Genomic DNA, 14,566 nt, shown 5'->3' with positions numbered 1-14,566 from the left:
GTCCCCCTCAACCGGACCTACCCCGCCATCCCACGGAATGCAGGCTTTTGACGTTGACGTTGCCTCTGCGGGTGCCGGGCGGCAGCCCGGCCGCGCCATCACCGGCCGTGTGGGTCCGGGCGGTGGTGCACGTATTCGACCACGGTGCCATCAGGGTGCACCGCATTGAATGCCGCGCCGGTGGGCACGACCTGCAGCGGGAAGATGATCTCGGCGCCGGCGGCCACCAGCCGGTCGTGGTACGGCCGGACATCGTCGACCAGCAGGGTGCCGGTGGTGGAGGTGAACGGCGCCAGCGCATCATCGCTGCCTTCGATCAGCAGGAAGGCGCCAACCATGGCCAGGCGCAGGCCGGCATCGGGGAACGGAAAGCCGGCATCGGCCACCACGCCCTGCAGCTGCTCGTAGAACGCGACGCTGCGCTCCAGTTCGCCGGGGGTGACGAACACGCGGATCAGCACGCGCGGGCTGCGCTGGCTGGAGGTATCACAGCGGTCGCGCCAGAGGTGGTCGAAAGTGCGGTGTACGTTCATGGGCTCGGTCCATCGCCGGGGACTCCCATTATCGGTACGCCCCTGCGGCCCGCTGATGACCGCCGGTGATGGCCTGATAACCATGCCGTCGCAGCGGCCTGTGACTTAGGTCCTGTTGACAGCCATCAATGCCCTCGCACAATCTTAACAAGATGGGTCGCTCTGCGGCCCGGGCAGGCAGGTTGTCACGCCGGGAGGAGGGTCCCGCGCGCAGACCGGTCCGTCCCCTGGCCCGCGGTGTGTTGCCTGGCAACGCCCGCGCGGCATGAACGCTGCACCCTTCGGCGGCACTTTCCCTGGACCGATTGCCTTGGCAACGGAATTACGCCCGCCGATGAAAACGTTTACAAAGCCGCTCGCCCTGTCCCTTGCGCTGTCTGCCGCGCTGGCCGCCCCGGCCTGGGCCGACACGGCCGCCTTCACCGTGCTGACCCTGGAACAGGCACCGACCCAGGATGCGATCCCCGCCCTGGCTGCCCAGCTGAAATCCCTGAAGGTGGACGCGGTCAGCGTGCGCCAGGTGCAGCGCGGCATCGGCCAGGTCGACCCGCTGCAGCTGCTGGCCGATGGCCTGGGCTACGAATACCGCTTCATCGCCGCCGGCAAGGATGATGGCCAGACCCAGCAGGGCCAGGCCGTGCTGACGCGCCTGCCGATCGCCGCCGAATCCGGCCCCGACCAGCCGGGCCTGAACTACCTGCGCCTGGACGACGGCCGCCACACCGTGGCGCTGTACACCGATGCCGGCGCGGGTGCCGCGCGCCTGCCCGCCCTGGTCACCCGTTCACGCCTGGGCGCACCGGCGGTGCTGCTGGGTGCGGTGGCCGGTGAGTCGGCCAAGGCGGCCGGCTTCGACCCGGCCCGCGTGGCCCTGGAAGCCGATGCCAGCTACTTCAGCGATGGCTTCCAGGCGGCCAGCAGCGCGCCGTTCAAGATTGATGGCAGCACCCTGCGCGCGACCCTGCTGACCCTGGCCTACGTGGCCGACAAGGGTGGCGAGCAGCCGTGGATGGACACCACCCTCAACGCCGATGCGCGCGCCGCGCTGCTGCTGAAGGCGATGACCGAGGACGAGAAGTTCCAGATGCTGCACAGCTACTTCGGGCTGGGCAAGGACGGTGGCCCGCTGCCGGAAGGCGCCGTGGGTTCGGCCGGTTTCGTGCCTGCGGTGCCGCGCCTGGGCATCCCGGCGCAGCAGTCGGCCGATGCCGGCGTGGGTGTGACCAATCCGGGCGGCATTCGCCCGGGTGACTTCGCCACCGCCATGCCGTCCGGCCCGTCCACCGCGTCCAGCTGGAACCGCGAAGTGGCCTTCGCCGGCGGCGCGACCATGGGCCGCGAAGCGTGGCAGCAGCGCTTCAACATCCTGCTGTCGGGCAGCGTCAACCTGCAGCGTGACCCGCGCAACGGCCGCAACTTCGAATACGCCGGTGAGGATCCCCTGCTGGCCGGCTCGATGGTCGGCGCGCTCATCCAGGGCGTGCAGAGCCAGCACGTGATCTCCTCGATGAAGCACTTCGCACTGAACGACATGGAGACCCGTCGCAACTTCCACGACGTGCGCATCGGCGAACAGGCCATGCACGAATCGGACCTGCTGGCCTTCGAGATCGCGCTGGACGCCGGCCGCCCGGGTGTGGCGATGTGCTCGTACAACAAGATCAACGGCACTTACGGCTGCGAGAACGGCTACCTGATGAACCAGGTGCTGAAGCAGGAATGGAAGTTCCCCGGTTTCGTGATGTCCGACTGGGGTGGCGTGCACAGTGGTTCGAAGGCGGCGCTGGCCGGCCTGGACCAGCAGTCGGCCGGTGAAGTGTTCGACGCGGCAGTGTTCTTCGACGAACCGCTGCGCCTGGCCGTGCACGGCGGCGTAGTGCCGCAGGCGCGCCTGAACGACATGGTGGCGCGCATCCTGCGCACGATGTTCCTGCACGGCAACTTCGACAACCCGCCGCAGCACCAGAAGGTGGATGCCGAAGCCGGCTACGCCGTTGCCCAGCGCACGGTGGAAGAGGGCAGCGTGCTGCTGCGCAATGAAGGCAACCTGCTGCCGCTGGCCGACAGCGTGAAGCGCATCGTCATCATCGGCGGCCATGCCGACAAGGGCGTGATCGGTGGTGGTGGTTCGTCGATGGTGGGCGTGACCGCCAAGGGCACCAACGCAGTGCCGGGCGTGATGCCGACCACCTGGCCGGGCCCGGTGATCTTCCACCCGTCCTCGCCGCTGGAATCGCTGCGCGCAGCGCGCCCGGACGCGACCATCGAGTATGTGGACGGCACCAACGCCGCCGCGGCGGCCAAGGCGGCGGCGCAGGCCGACGTGGCCATCGTGTTTGCCACCCAGTGGGCGGCCGAATCGGTGGATCTGCCGGACATGCAGTTGCCGGACAACCAGGATGCACTGATCTCGGCGGTGGCCAAGGCCAACCCGAAGACGGTGCTGGTGCTGGAAACCAACGGCCCGGTGCGCACCCCGTGGCTGGCGCAGGTGCCGGCGATGCTGCAGGCCTGGTACCCGGGCATCCGCGGTGGCGAAGGCATCGCCGCGCTGCTGACCGGCCAGGCCAACCCGTCTGGCCGCCTGCCGGTCACCTGGGTGGTGGACGAATCGCAGCTGCCGCGCCCGCACATCGACGGCCTGGGCTTCAAGCCGAAGAAGGAATTCGGTGACGTGTTCGATTTCGATATCGAAGGCGCCAACGTCGGCTACAAGTGGATGGCGGCCAAGGGCCTGACTCCGACCTTCGCCTTCGGCCATGGCCTGTCCTACACCTCCTTCGCCTATGAAAACCTGAAGGTGAGCGTGGAAGGTTCGCGCCTGGTGGCCAGCGTGGACATCCGCAACACCGGCAAGCGCGCCGGTGCCGATGTGGCCCAGCTGTACCTGAAGCTGCCGGCCGGCAACACCACGCCGATCCGCCTGATCGGCTATGACAAGGTGCAGCTGCAGCCGGGCGAACAGCGCCGCATCCGCATCGAAGCCGAGCCGAAGACCCTGGCCCACTACGATGCGCAGGCCCGCCAGTGGAAGATCGACGGTGGCACCTACCAGGTGCAGCTGTCGCGCAACGCCGCCGAGCCGCTGCAGAGCGTGGACGTGCAGCTGGTGGAGCAGGTGCTGCGCTGATACTGCGGGTTGTTGATGCGTGAAGACACGGCCCCGAAAGGGGCCGTTTCTGTTTGTGTAGGGCCGCTGCGCTCGCCGGGGCGGGCGCGGGCGAAACCCCAGTGGGGCCGCGGCCCCGGGGGGCCCGGCCCGGCCGCTACCGGAGATCTACTGTAGAGCCGAGCCCATGCTCGGCTGTTGTAGAACGGAGCCGAGCGTGGGCTCGGCTCTACAGAAGGCCGTGCCCGGCGGACGCCGTCATCACCCGGGCGTGCCGGTGAACCACCCGCGCAGGAAATCGATCAGCTGCCGCACCTTCGGCGAGGGCTGCGTACTGTGCGGGTAGACCGCGTACACGCTCTGCTGCGGGAAACGGTGCTGGCGCAGCACCGGCCGCAGGCGATCCAGGGCCAGGTCGTCCTCGATCAGCCAGCGCGGCAGCACGGTCACCCCGGCACCGGCCAGGGCGAAGGCGCGCAGGCTGCTGGCGCCGTCCACGCGCACCACGGCATTGCCCGGGTTGGTGGCAAACAACGCGTCGCTGCCATCGGGCGCAACCACCGGCACATCGGCCAGGCGCGGGTAGCCCAGGCGGGGCAGGGTGCCCAGCTGCACCGGATCATCGGCCGCATCGGCAGAGGGCAGGCGTGCCAGCAGTGAAGGCGCCGCCACCGCGCACAGTGGGTGGCGTTCCAGTTCGCTGGCGTGCAGGCCTGAATCCGGCAGGCGGCCAAGGCGGATGGCCAGGTCGAAGCGCTCCGGAATCAGGTCGGCCGGTGCTGGCGACGTGGACAGATGCAGCTGCAGCGCCGGGTGTCGTGCACGGAATGCCTCCAGCGCCGGGATGAGCCGCAGCTGCGCGTACTCCGGCGTGGTGGTCAGGCGCAGCGTGCCCTGCAGCTGATGCTGGTCGCGGCGCGCGGCATCGATGGCCGCCTGCGCTGCCTCCAGTGCCTGCACGCAGTGCTGCAGGAACTGTTCGCCGGCCTCGGTCAGCGCCAGGTGGCGGGTACTGCGCAGCAGCAGGGTCACGCCCAGCTCGTGCTCCAGCCGCTTCAGGTTGAAGCTGACCACTGCGCGGCTCAGGCCCAGGCGCTCGGCGGCTGCGGTAAGGCTGCCGGCGTCCACCACGGCACGGAAGATGTCAAAGCGGTCCAGGCTGACCATGGCGGTTCATTGTCAAAACAGATTTGACAGTGTTGCAGTTGGTGTCGTGTTTTTCCAACAATCGTCGAAAGGCATGCTGGCCGCTTCCCCGCTGGAGCGCCGCCGATGCCCTCTCCCCGCCTGCGCCATGAGGCGATCTTCCTGCTGGTGTTCGCGCTGGACCTGGTCAACATGTTCATCGCTACGGTGGCCTATCCGGCGCTGGCAGCCGAACTGCAGGCGGACATCAGCACCCTGGCATGGGTTGGCACGGCCTACATGCTGGGCTTGAGCGTGGTGATTCCGCTGGCGCCGTGGCTGGCCGCGCGCTGCGGTGAACGAAGACTGTTGCTGGCGGCCCTGCTGCTGTTCGCGTTGGCGGCGGCCTTGGCCGGTGCGGCGCCGGGTATCGGCTGGCTGCTGGGATGGCGGCTGCTGCAGGGCCTTGCCGGCGGCCTGCTGATTCCTGTCGCGCAGGCCGCGGCCTACCGGCAATGCAGCCCTGGGCAGCGTGGGGCGCTGACCCGGCGCATCCTGCTGGTAGCACTGCTGGTGCCAGCGCTGGCGCCGGCGCTGGGCGGGCTGCTGGTGCAGTGGCTGTCCTGGCGGGGCGTACTCTGGGCCAGCCTGCCGCTGGCACTGGCGGCGATGGGTCTGGTACTGGCCTGGATGCCGGCCGATGGCGATCGCACTGCGCCCCGCCTGCAGGCCTATGCGCTGGCCACCGCGATGAGCGCGCTGGGCGTGCTGCTGCTGGCGCTGACCTGGCTGGGCGAACCCGGCCACCGGATTGCCGGCGCGGTGCTGTTGCTGCTGGCGCTGGTGCTGGCGACCGCCCACCTGCGCCACGCGCGCCAGCAGGCACAGCCGCTGCTGCGCTGGTCGCTGCTGTCCCATCGCGGGTTGCGGCTGGCAATGCTGGTCTACCTGGCGGTGCCGGGCGTTTTCATTGGCAGCCAGCTGGCCAGCACGCTGCAGCTGCACCAGGCGGGCTACAGCGCCGCACGCATCGGTGCATTGATGCTGCCGTGGGCGCTGGCCTCGGCGCTGGCCATCACCGGTAGCCGTCGCCTGCTGGCGCGTTTCGGGCCTGCGGCGGTGCTGCGTGGCGGAATGTTTTTGCAGGCCAGTGGCTTGCTGCTGATGGCCCTGCTGCCGCAGCCTCCGTTTGCGCTGGCAGCGCTGTTGTACGCGTTGACGGGCGCCGGCGGCAGCCTGTGCAGCAGCACCGCACAGACGCTGGCCTTCCACGGTGTGGAGGGTGAAGCGCTGGGTGATGCCAGCGCGCTGTGGAATCTCAACCGCCAGCTCAGCTTCTGCCTCGGCACCGCCGCCATCGCGCTGCTGCTGGCCCTGGCCCTGCAATGGTTGCCGGCGCGGGCCACTGGTGTGGCGCTGGGCCTGGCCGCTGTCCTTACCCTGCTGCCGATGGCGCTGTTGCGCCGCTCGCAGCCACTGACCATTGCGCAACCGGAGCATGCCTGATGCAACACACCGCCGAACATGAAATCCACGAACTGCACGACACGCTGCAGGCCTGGTTCCGCGCCGAGGTGGGCGCCGAAGCACTCGACGATCTGATGGCGCACTTCTGCGCGGATTTCAGCATGGTCGGCATCGCCGGGCGGCGCCTGGATCGGCAGGCGGTACAGGCGTTGTTCGTCGGCGGGCATGGGGCACGGCCTGGCTTGCGCATTGCCATCGAAGCGGTGCAGGTGATCGAAGCGCCGTCACCGCTGGCGGTGCTGCGCTATCGCGAGGGGCATGCGGTGGGCGATGGGGCGGTCGCGTGGCGCGAGTCGCTGGCGGTGCTGCGGCAGGAGCAGGGGCGCTGGCGATGGTTGGCGCTGCATGAGGTTCAATCGGGCTGACGGATCCGCCGGGCATGGCCCGGCGCTACCTCGGGCGCGCGGATCGGTAGCGCCGGGCCATGCCCGGCGAGCGCTGCCCAGCAGCGGTTGGCATGTGCCATCAGTCCTGCCTCCAAAGAGCGCGGAACGCAAAGCCCGCACACACTTCACCGGGCGGGGCAGGAGTACGCTTGGGTCTTTCCTGCCGGGAGGGGTTTCCATGCGTGTGCGTGCCGTTGCTGTAGCCATCGCCCTTTGCCTGTCCAGCACCGTGCTGGCCGCCGATACCCCGCCGATGACCCCGGACATCAGCGGAAAGCCCTTCGTGGCCCCCGATGTCGGCCGCGACTATGACAAGCGCGTGGTGATGGTGCCGATGCGCGATGGCACCAAGCTGTACACCGTCATCGTGGTGCCCAAGGGGGCGCACAACGCACCGATCCTGCTGACCCGCACGCCGTACGATGCCGCCGGCCGCGCCAGCCGCACCGATTCGCCGCGCATGCGTGACATGCTGCCGCAGGGCGATGAAGTGTTCGTCGATGGCGGCTACATCCGCGTGTTCCAGGACATCCGTGGCAAGTACGGTTCCGAAGGCGATTACGTGATGACCCGGCCGCTGCGCGGGCCGCTGAACAACACCAAGGTGGACCATTCCACCGACGCCTGGGACACCATCGACTGGCTGGTCAAGCATGTGCCGGAAACCAACGGCAAGGTCGGCATGCTGGGCTCGTCGTATGAAGGGTTCACCGTGGTGATGGCCTTGACCGACCCGCACCCCGCACTGAAGGTGGCCGCGCCGCAAAGCCCGATGGTCGATGGCTGGATGGGCGATGACTGGCTCAACTACGGTGCGTTCCGCCAGGTCAACTTCAACTACTTCGCCATGCAGACCGAGAAGCGCGGCAAGGGCACGCCGCTGCCCAGCCTCGGCTACGACGACTACAGCACGTTCCTGCGCATCGGCTCGGCCGGTGACTACGCTCGCTTCACCGGCGTGGACAAGCTGACCTGGTGGAAGAAGCTGGTCGAGCACCCGGCCTACGATGCGTTCTGGCAGGGCCAGGCGCTGGATGCAGTGATGGCGAAGACGCCGCTGAAGGTGCCGACCATGTGGCTGCAGGGCCTGTGGGACCAGGAAGACATGTGGGGCGCCAACCACGCCTACCGGGCGATGGAAGGCCGTGACACCGGCAACACCCTCAACTACCTGGTGATGGGACCGTGGCGGCACAGCCAGGTGAACTACACCGGCAACGAGCTGGGGGCGCTGAAGTTCGATGGCGATACCGCGCTGCAGTTCCGCCGCGACGTGCTCAAGCCGTTCTTCGACCAGTACCTGGTGGATGGCGCACCGAAGGCCGATACGCCACCGGTGCTGGTCTACAACACCGGCGAGAACCACTGGGACCGCCTGCAGGGCTGGCCGCGCAGTTGCGAGAAGGACTGCACTGCGGCCAGCAAGCCGCTGTACCTGCGCGCTGGTGGCAAGCTGGCGTTCCAGGCACCGGCGGCGGGCGAGGGTGATTTCGAGGAATACGTGTCCGACCCGGCCAAGCCGGTGCCGTTCGTGCCGCGTCCGGTACGCTTCGGCGACCGTGACATGTGGACCACCTGGCTGGTGAAGGACCAGCGCTTCGTCGACGGTCGGCCGGACGTGCTGACCTTCATCACTGAACCGCTGAACGAACCCCTTCGCATTGGTGGCGCGCCGGTGGTGCACCTGCAGGCCTCCACCAGCGGCACCGACAGCGACTGGGTGGTGAAGCTGATCGACGTCTATCCCGACCAGGAGGCATCGACGCCGGAGATGGGCGGTTACGAGCTGCCGGTGTCACTGGCAATCTTCCGTGGCCGCTACCGCGAGAGCTTCAGCGCGCCCAAGGCACTGGCCGCCAACCAGGTGCTGCCGTACCGCTTCGACCTGCCCAATGCCAACCATGTATTCCAGAAGGGGCACCGGGTGATGGTGCAGGTGCAGTCCAGCCTGTTCCCGCTGTACGACCGCAACCCGCAGACCTACGTGCCGAACATCTACCTGGCCAAGCCGGCCGATTACCAGAAGGCCACGCAGCGGGTCTGGCACAGCGCCGCGCAGGCCAGTTACATCGACCTGCCGGTGTATTGAACCGGACGGTGGTAGTGCCGGCCGCTGGCCGGCATGCCATGCAGGAGCGTGTCGACCAACAGTCGACACCCACCAGAGCGGGAATCGAGCGGTATCGGTAGCGCCGGGCCGTGCCCGGCGATGGTAGTGCCGGCCGCTGGCCGGCATGCCATGCCAGAGCGTGTCGACCAACGGTCGACACCCACCAGAGCGGGAATCGCGCGAGAGCAGGTCAACCTACCTTCGAGGGCCCGGTGCGCCAGCGGCTGGGCACCAACCCGAAGCGCTTGCGGAAAGCGGCTGCGAAGTTGCTCGGGTGCCGATAGCCCGTAGCCGCCGCGGCCTGCTCCACGCTCCAGCCGCGCTCGCGCAGGCCCTGCTCGGCATGATGCATGCGCTGCTCGTGCAGGTAATCGAACACCGAGCAGCCGTACTGCTGCACGAAATGACGACGCAGCGAACTGGGGCTCATGCAGGCGATCTGCGCAAGCTCGACCAGGCTGTGCTCATGGCTGGGGTCCTCGCGCAGGAACGCACGCACGCGTTCCAGCCGCGCGCGCTGGCCGGCACGCAGCGCACGGGGTGTGGCGGGATGAAGATCATCGGCCTGCAGGCCCACGGCCAGGATCTGCAGGGCCAGGCCCTCGCGCCACAGCGCATCCAGGCCACCCTGCCAGGGGCTGTCGAACAACTGCGACAGCGCGGGCAGCAGCGTGTGCGGAATGGCCCAGTGCCGGCAGCCGACCCCGGGTCCGTGCAGCGCCTGCTGCAGCGCGGGTTGCTGCAGCAGCTCCGCATCAAAATCCGCGGGCAGGCACAGGCTTACACCGCGCAGGCGCACGCTGCCCGGATGCACGCCGCGCATCTCGACCGGTTCGCGGTGATGGCTGGTCATCGCGGTACCCGCGCGCAGGCTGAAGGCCTCACGCTGCGGCACCTGCACATCCACCTGCCCATCCAGCATCATCCGGATCGACAGGCCCGGGCGCTGCTCGGCAGTGGCCGTATAGCCCACGCGGTTGCACACATCCGTGGCGACCAGGCTGAGGCCACCGCGCAGGGTCTGTTCGTGCATTTCGCCACGACCGATCCATTGATCATCGCGCAGGTCGCGCGGGTCGGCGCGATAGTCATAGCCGTGCCGATCACCGAAGCGACGGTAATCGGCAAACGTGAAATATCGGGACATTGCTAAGCCGCTCAGCTGGGGAGGAAAGTGCTGGCGTCGGCTCGCAACGACATTCTAGCGCGGGCCCGCCGCCGCAGCGACGGGCCGCAACGCTGGCTTACGCGCCCAGTGCAGGGTAGTCGGTGTAGCCGTGCTCGCCGCCGCCATACAGCGTGGCGGGGTCGAGATCGGCCAGCGCAGCGCCGCTGCGCAGGCGGGCAACCAGATCAGGGTTGGCGATGAACGGGCGCCCGAAGGCGACCATGTCGGCGTAGCCGCTGGCCACGGCCTGTTCGGCGCGTGCAGCGTCGTAGCCGTTGTTGGCGATCCACGGGCCACGGAAACGCGCGCGCAGGCCCGCGTAGTCGAAGGCCAGGTTGTCACGGTCGCCGCCGGTGGCGCCTTCGATCACATGGATGAAGGCCAGGCCGCCGATCGTGTCCAGGCGCTCCACCGCGCGGTCGAACAGCGGCTGCGGATCGCTGTCGTGCGCATCGTTGACCGGCGTGACCGGCGACAGGCGAACACCGGTGCGCGCCGCGCCGATGGTTTCGGCCACGGCGCTCACTACTTCAAACAACAGGCGCGTGCGGTTCTCGATGCTGCCGCCGTAGGCATCGCTGCGGTGGTTGCTGCCATCGCGCAGGAACTGGTCGATCAGATAGCCGTTGGCCGCATGCACTTCCACACCGTCGAAGCCGGCAGCGATCGCATTGCGGGCAGCGATGCGGTAGTCCTCGATCAGTGCCGGGATCTCTTCAATGGCCAGCGCCCGGGGCGCGGACACATCTTCGAAGCCATTGGCAGTAAAGGTCTTGCCATTGGCGCGGATCGCGCTCGGCGCCACCGGTACTTCGCCTTCGGGCAACAGGCTGGTGTGGGAGATGCGGCCGACGTGCCAGAGCTGCAGCACGATGCGTCCGCCTTCAGCGTGCACGGCGTCGGTCACTGATTTCCATGCAGCAACCTGCGCGTCGCTGTAGATGCCCGGGGTATCCAGATAGCCCTGGCCGAGTGGGCTGATCTGCGTCGCCTCGGCGATGATCAGGCCAGCGCTGGCGCGCTGCTGGTAATAGGTAATGGCGAGCGGCGAGGGCACGCGGTCGGGCAGGGCCCGGTTGCGCGTCAGCGGTGCCATGGCGATGCGATTGGCCACGGCGATGTCGCCAAGGCGGGTAGGCGTGAACAACAGATCGGCGGCAGGACTCATCGAAGGTTCCACAGGGGAGAGGTGTGGGCCAGAGCATAGGCGCGAACGCGTTGCAGCGATGGGAAGGATCGTTGCAGGCCGTGCGTGTCGATGGCGCCCTGGGATGGCATGTCCGTAACACGCGCGGGCGTAACGTCATCATCAGGCGGACGCGCTCCGCACGCCTTACCAACACGTGGAGAACACAGATGATCGATTACCAGCTCAAGGGCAAGACCGCGATCGTGACCGGTGGTGTATCCGGTATCGGCCTGGCCGTGGCCGAACTGCTCGCTGCATCGGGTGCCAGCATTTCGGTGTGGGACCTGAAACAGGACGCCGTGGATGCCACCGTGCAGAGCCTGAAGGCGAAGGGCGTGCAGGCCATCGGCATCGCATTGGACGTGACCGATGAAGCGGCGGTGGAAGCCGCCGTGCAGCGCACGGTGAATGAACTCGGTGGCATCGACGTGGCGGTGAACAACGCCGGCATCGGCGGCCCGGCCGCGAGCAGTGGCGATTACCCGGTCGATGGCTGGAAGCGCGTGGTCGACGTGAACCTCACCAGCGTGTTCCTGTGCCAGCGTGCGCAGATCCAGGCGATGCGCGCGGCGGGCAAGGGCGGCAGCATCATCAACATGGCCTCGATCCTGGGCCAGGTGGGCTATGCCGGTTCCACCGCTTACGTGGCCGCCAAGCACGGCGTGGTTGGCCTGACCCAGACCGCTGCATGGGAACATGCTCCCGATGGCATCCGCATCAACGCGGTCGGCCCGGGCTTCATCGCCACGCCGCTGCTGGACAAGATGGATGCCAAGGTGCGGGCCACGCTGGAAGGCCGCCATGCGCTCAAGCGCCTGGGCACGCCGGAGGAAGTGGCCGCGCTGGTGGCCTGGCTGGCCAGCGATGACGCCTCGTTCGCGACCGGCACCTACTACGCGATCGATGGCGGCTACCTGGCGCAGTGATGCGCTGAGGACAGGCGGGGGGGGGGCGCGCCCCCCCCCCCGGGGGCCGCGCCTCTACAGGCCCCTCAGCCCCGCCAGCGCAGCAGGATGTCGCGCAGCGGGGTCAGGGCGGTCGCCAGGCCCGACAACACGCCGATCGTGTTGGCCAGTGCATCCATCGGGTCGGCGCTGCGGTTGCTGGTCAGCGCGCCCTGCGCGAACTCGATGCCCACGCCCATCAGCACCAGCCCCACGCCCGCCCACAGCAGCGGCGTACCACGGCGGAACAACTGCACCGCGCTGCCGGACAGGATGAAATAGGCCAGGAAATGCTCGACCTTGTCGCCGTTCTGCGGCAGGTCGATCGGCGGCGGCGGAATCAGGCAGACCACGATCACCACCAGCACTGCCAGCAGCCACAGCGCCGTCCACAGCCGTGGGCGACGCAGCGGCTTGATCACCGGCAACGCCGCACTCACAGGCGCCAGCTCAGGTCACCCAGCTCGAAGGCCGGTTCGAAATCCACCTCGCGCTGCAGGCCGATCACCTGGAAGCGCTCGCCCATCTCGGTCGGCAGGGTCAGCTTCTTCACCTGGTCGCGCAGCTGGATGCGGCCCACTTCATCGGTACGCTCCTCGGCCAGCACCAGCACCTGGTCCAGCCCGTTGCCAAGCAGGAAGCTGGTCTGGCTGCAGTAACCGGCCAGCTCGAAGCCACCGTGCAGGCCCGCTTCGGCCATGGCGGTGAAATCGACCGACGCGGTGATGTCCTGCAGCCCCGGCCAGCGGTACACCTCGTTGTGCACGTGGTGGCGGTAGAACGCGCGCACGGTGCCATCATCGCGGTCGTGCTGGTAGAACTCGCCGCGGTTGTAGCCATAGTCGACGAACAGCATCGCGCCACGCTGCAGGCCGCCGGCCACCGCCTGCAGCCAGTACGGCAGCTGCGGCAGCACTTCGGAGCGGTAGCCATCGGCGAAGGGCTTTTCCAGATAGCGTTCCAGGTGCCGCACCGCGCCGTTGAGCAGCACGTCGGCCGGCTGCGCGCCGCGTATGAAGTTGCCATCGCCATCCAGCTCGACGGTTTCCTCGTAGACCTCGCCGTCCTTGATCAGGAAGCGCGGGGTCGGCAGCGCGTCGATCACCTCGTTGGCAAACACCACGCCGTCCCAGTCATCGTCGAACGGGCGGTCGACCCATTCCACCCGGCCGGCCAGCTCGGCCGGCAGGTTCTGCTGCAGGCGCTGCTGCTGGCGCTGGCGCAGATCGGCACTGGGTTCGAGGATGGCGTAACGCGCTGGCAGCGCGTCCAGTTCGGCCAGGCGCAGCAGCACGGCCTCGGCGAAAGCGCCGGTGCCGCCGCCCAGTTCCAGCATGCGCGCGTGCGCATCCAGCTGGGCGAACACCGGGGCCAGCGCGTTGGCCACGCTGCCAGCGAACAGGCTGCCGAGCTCGGGCGCGGTGGTGAAATCGCCACTGCCGCCGAACTTGCTGGCGCCGGCGCTGTAATAGCCCCAGCCGGGGGCGTACAGGCACAGCTCCATGAAGCGCGAGAACGGGATCGCCCCGCCCTGCGCAAGGATTTCGGCACGCAGGGCGGCCGCCAGCTGGTCGCTGTGGGCCAGGGCGTCGGCTTCGGGCAGGGGGAAGGTGGGCTGCATGGTGTCTTCGAATGCGGTGACAATGGTGCACAGGATAGCCGAGCCTTGGAGGACCCTCATGAGCGACACCGCCCCCGTGGCCCTGATCACCGGCAGCGCCCGCCGGATCGGTGCGGCCATCGCCCGCCAGTTCCACGCCTGTGGCTGGTCGGTGGTGCTGCACACCCACACGTCCAGCGCCGAGCTGCAGCAGGCCGCGTTCGACCTGGAGAACATCCGCCCGGGCAGCGTGCTGGCCCTGCAGGCCGACCTGCGCGACGCCGATGCCCTGTCCGATCTGGTGGAACAGGCCGTGGCCCACTTCGGCCGCCTGGACGCGCTGGTCAACAACGCCTCCAACTTCTTCCCCACCCCGCTGGGCCAGGTGACTGCCGCGGCCATGGACGAGCTGTACGCGGTCAATGCCCGCGCGCCGCTGCTGCTGTCACAGGCCGCCGCACCCTACCTGCGCCGGCAGCAGGGCTGCATCGTCAACCTGACCGATCTGCACGGCACCGACCCGATGCGCGACCACATCGCCTACACCATGGCCAAGGCCGCGCTGGAAATGGCCACCCGTTCGCTGGCACTGGAACTGGCCCCGAAGGTGCGGGTGAATGCCGTGGCGCCGGGCGCGATCCTGTGGCCGGAACAGGGCAAGGACGATTTCGCCCGCGAGGCACTGCTGGCGCGCACGCCGCTGGCCCGCATCGGCACCGTCGAGGAGATCGCCGAGGCGGTGTATTGGCTGGTGGCCGAGGCCAGCTTCGTCACCGGCCACACCCTGCGCGTGGATGGTGGGCGTACGGTCAGCTGATCATTTAGCCACCCATGGGGTGGCTCTACAGTAGAGCCACCCCATGGGGTGGCTCTAC

Annotated in this window: 12 protein-coding genes; 6 read left to right on the top strand and 6 right to left on the bottom strand. The window is 68.4% G+C overall.

Going from position 1 to position 14,566, the window contains the following annotated elements; translation table 11 throughout:
* Positions 1–98: 98 nt before the first annotated feature.
* Positions 99–533, bottom strand: coding sequence for a glyoxalase (locus tag IAE41_RS19595; protein WP_079222247.1), 435 nt, complete (start codon positions 531–533; stop codon positions 99–101).
* 334 nt (positions 534–867) lie between these two features.
* Here IAE41_RS19595 and IAE41_RS19590 point away from each other — a divergent pair, with 334 nt between their 5' ends.
* Complete coding sequence (locus tag IAE41_RS19590; protein ID WP_200734246.1) at positions 868–3,663, top strand: glycoside hydrolase family 3 C-terminal domain-containing protein; 2,796 nt, start codon at positions 868–870, stop codon at positions 3,661–3,663.
* Between the two features lie 240 nt (positions 3,664–3,903).
* Here the strand turns inward: IAE41_RS19590 and IAE41_RS19585 are convergent, their stop codons facing one another.
* Entirely contained in the window at positions 3,904–4,809 is a 906-nt protein-coding gene (locus IAE41_RS19585; RefSeq protein WP_200734245.1) for a LysR family transcriptional regulator, read from the bottom strand.
* Between the two features lie 105 nt (positions 4,810–4,914).
* On the opposite strand from IAE41_RS19585, the gene IAE41_RS19580 reads away from it, so the two are divergent.
* The 3 genes from IAE41_RS19580 (at position 4,915) to IAE41_RS19570 (ending at position 8,769) form a co-directional block, all read left to right on the top strand.
* Positions 4,915–6,273, top strand: a complete 1,359-nt coding sequence (locus tag IAE41_RS19580) for an MFS transporter (RefSeq protein ID WP_200734244.1) — start codon at positions 4,915–4,917, stop codon at positions 6,271–6,273.
* A complete protein-coding gene (locus tag IAE41_RS19575; RefSeq protein WP_200734243.1) occupies positions 6,273–6,659 on the top strand; it encodes a DUF4440 domain-containing protein in 387 nt (128 codons plus the stop codon). Before IAE41_RS19580 ends, IAE41_RS19575 begins: the two co-directional genes overlap by 1 nt.
* A gap of 199 nt (positions 6,660–6,858) precedes the next feature.
* On the top strand, positions 6,859–8,769 hold the full coding sequence (locus IAE41_RS19570; protein ID WP_200734242.1) for a CocE/NonD family hydrolase: 1,911 nt from the start codon (positions 6,859–6,861) through the stop codon (positions 8,767–8,769).
* 211 nt (positions 8,770–8,980) lie between these two features.
* On the opposite strand, the gene IAE41_RS19565 is transcribed toward IAE41_RS19570, so the two are convergent.
* Together IAE41_RS19565 and IAE41_RS19560 are read right to left on the bottom strand one after the other, a co-directional pair.
* Complete coding sequence (locus IAE41_RS19565; protein ID WP_200734241.1) at positions 8,981–9,937, bottom strand: AraC family transcriptional regulator; 957 nt, start codon at positions 9,935–9,937, stop codon at positions 8,981–8,983.
* A 97-nt stretch (positions 9,938–10,034) separates the two neighbouring features.
* Positions 10,035–11,126: an alkene reductase gene (locus tag IAE41_RS19560; protein ID WP_108758577.1), complete on the bottom strand. Its 1,092-nt coding sequence runs from the start codon at positions 11,124–11,126 to the stop codon at positions 10,035–10,037.
* Positions 11,127–11,314: 188 nt separating this feature from the next.
* Between IAE41_RS19560 and IAE41_RS19555 the strand changes: the two genes are divergently transcribed.
* Entirely contained in the window at positions 11,315–12,073 is a 759-nt protein-coding gene (locus IAE41_RS19555) for an SDR family NAD(P)-dependent oxidoreductase (RefSeq protein WP_200734240.1), read from the top strand.
* A gap of 65 nt (positions 12,074–12,138) precedes the next feature.
* Here the strand turns inward: IAE41_RS19555 and IAE41_RS19550 are convergent, their stop codons facing one another.
* Both IAE41_RS19550 and IAE41_RS19545 read right to left on the bottom strand, forming a co-directional pair.
* Positions 12,139–12,531, bottom strand: coding sequence for a hypothetical protein (locus tag IAE41_RS19550; RefSeq protein WP_079223361.1), 393 nt, complete (start codon positions 12,529–12,531; stop codon positions 12,139–12,141).
* Positions 12,528–13,712, bottom strand: coding sequence for an SAM-dependent methyltransferase (locus IAE41_RS19545; protein WP_200734247.1), 1,185 nt, complete (start codon positions 13,710–13,712; stop codon positions 12,528–12,530). Before IAE41_RS19545 ends, IAE41_RS19550 begins: the two co-directional genes overlap by 4 nt.
* Before the next feature lie 58 nt (positions 13,713–13,770).
* Between IAE41_RS19545 and IAE41_RS19540 the strand changes: the two genes are divergently transcribed.
* Positions 13,771–14,508 (top strand): pteridine reductase, encoded by a 738-nt coding sequence (locus IAE41_RS19540; protein WP_200734239.1) that lies wholly within the window; start codon positions 13,771–13,773, stop codon positions 14,506–14,508.
* The last annotated feature ends 58 nt before the right edge of the window (positions 14,509–14,566 follow it).

This window comes from Stenotrophomonas sp. S39, assembly GCF_016624665.1.
Classification (GTDB): domain Bacteria; phylum Pseudomonadota; class Gammaproteobacteria; order Xanthomonadales; family Xanthomonadaceae; genus Stenotrophomonas.
This window is presented reverse-complemented; position numbering and strand designations above follow the sequence as displayed.

Coding starts and splice junctions, on each gene's coding strand:
- IAE41_RS19595 (WP_079222247.1), bottom strand. CDS start 533: ATGAACGTACACCGCACTTTCGACCACCTCTGGCGCGACCGCTGTGAT.
- IAE41_RS19590 (WP_200734246.1), top strand. CDS start 868: ATGAAAACGTTTACAAAGCCGCTCGCCCTGTCCCTTGCGCTGTCTGCC.
- IAE41_RS19585 (WP_200734245.1), bottom strand. CDS start 4,809: ATGGTCAGCCTGGACCGCTTTGACATCTTCCGTGCCGTGGTGGACGCC.
- IAE41_RS19580 (WP_200734244.1), top strand. CDS start 4,915: ATGCCCTCTCCCCGCCTGCGCCATGAGGCGATCTTCCTGCTGGTGTTC.
- IAE41_RS19575 (WP_200734243.1), top strand. CDS start 6,273: ATGCAACACACCGCCGAACATGAAATCCACGAACTGCACGACACGCTG.
- IAE41_RS19570 (WP_200734242.1), top strand. CDS start 6,859: ATGCGTGTGCGTGCCGTTGCTGTAGCCATCGCCCTTTGCCTGTCCAGC.
- IAE41_RS19565 (WP_200734241.1), bottom strand. CDS start 9,937: ATGTCCCGATATTTCACGTTTGCCGATTACCGTCGCTTCGGTGATCGG.
- IAE41_RS19560 (WP_108758577.1), bottom strand. CDS start 11,126: ATGAGTCCTGCCGCCGATCTGTTGTTCACGCCTACCCGCCTTGGCGAC.
- IAE41_RS19555 (WP_200734240.1), top strand. CDS start 11,315: ATGATCGATTACCAGCTCAAGGGCAAGACCGCGATCGTGACCGGTGGT.
- IAE41_RS19545 (WP_200734247.1), bottom strand. CDS start 13,712: ATGCAGCCCACCTTCCCCCTGCCCGAAGCCGACGCCCTGGCCCACAGC.
- IAE41_RS19540 (WP_200734239.1), top strand. CDS start 13,771: ATGAGCGACACCGCCCCCGTGGCCCTGATCACCGGCAGCGCCCGCCGG.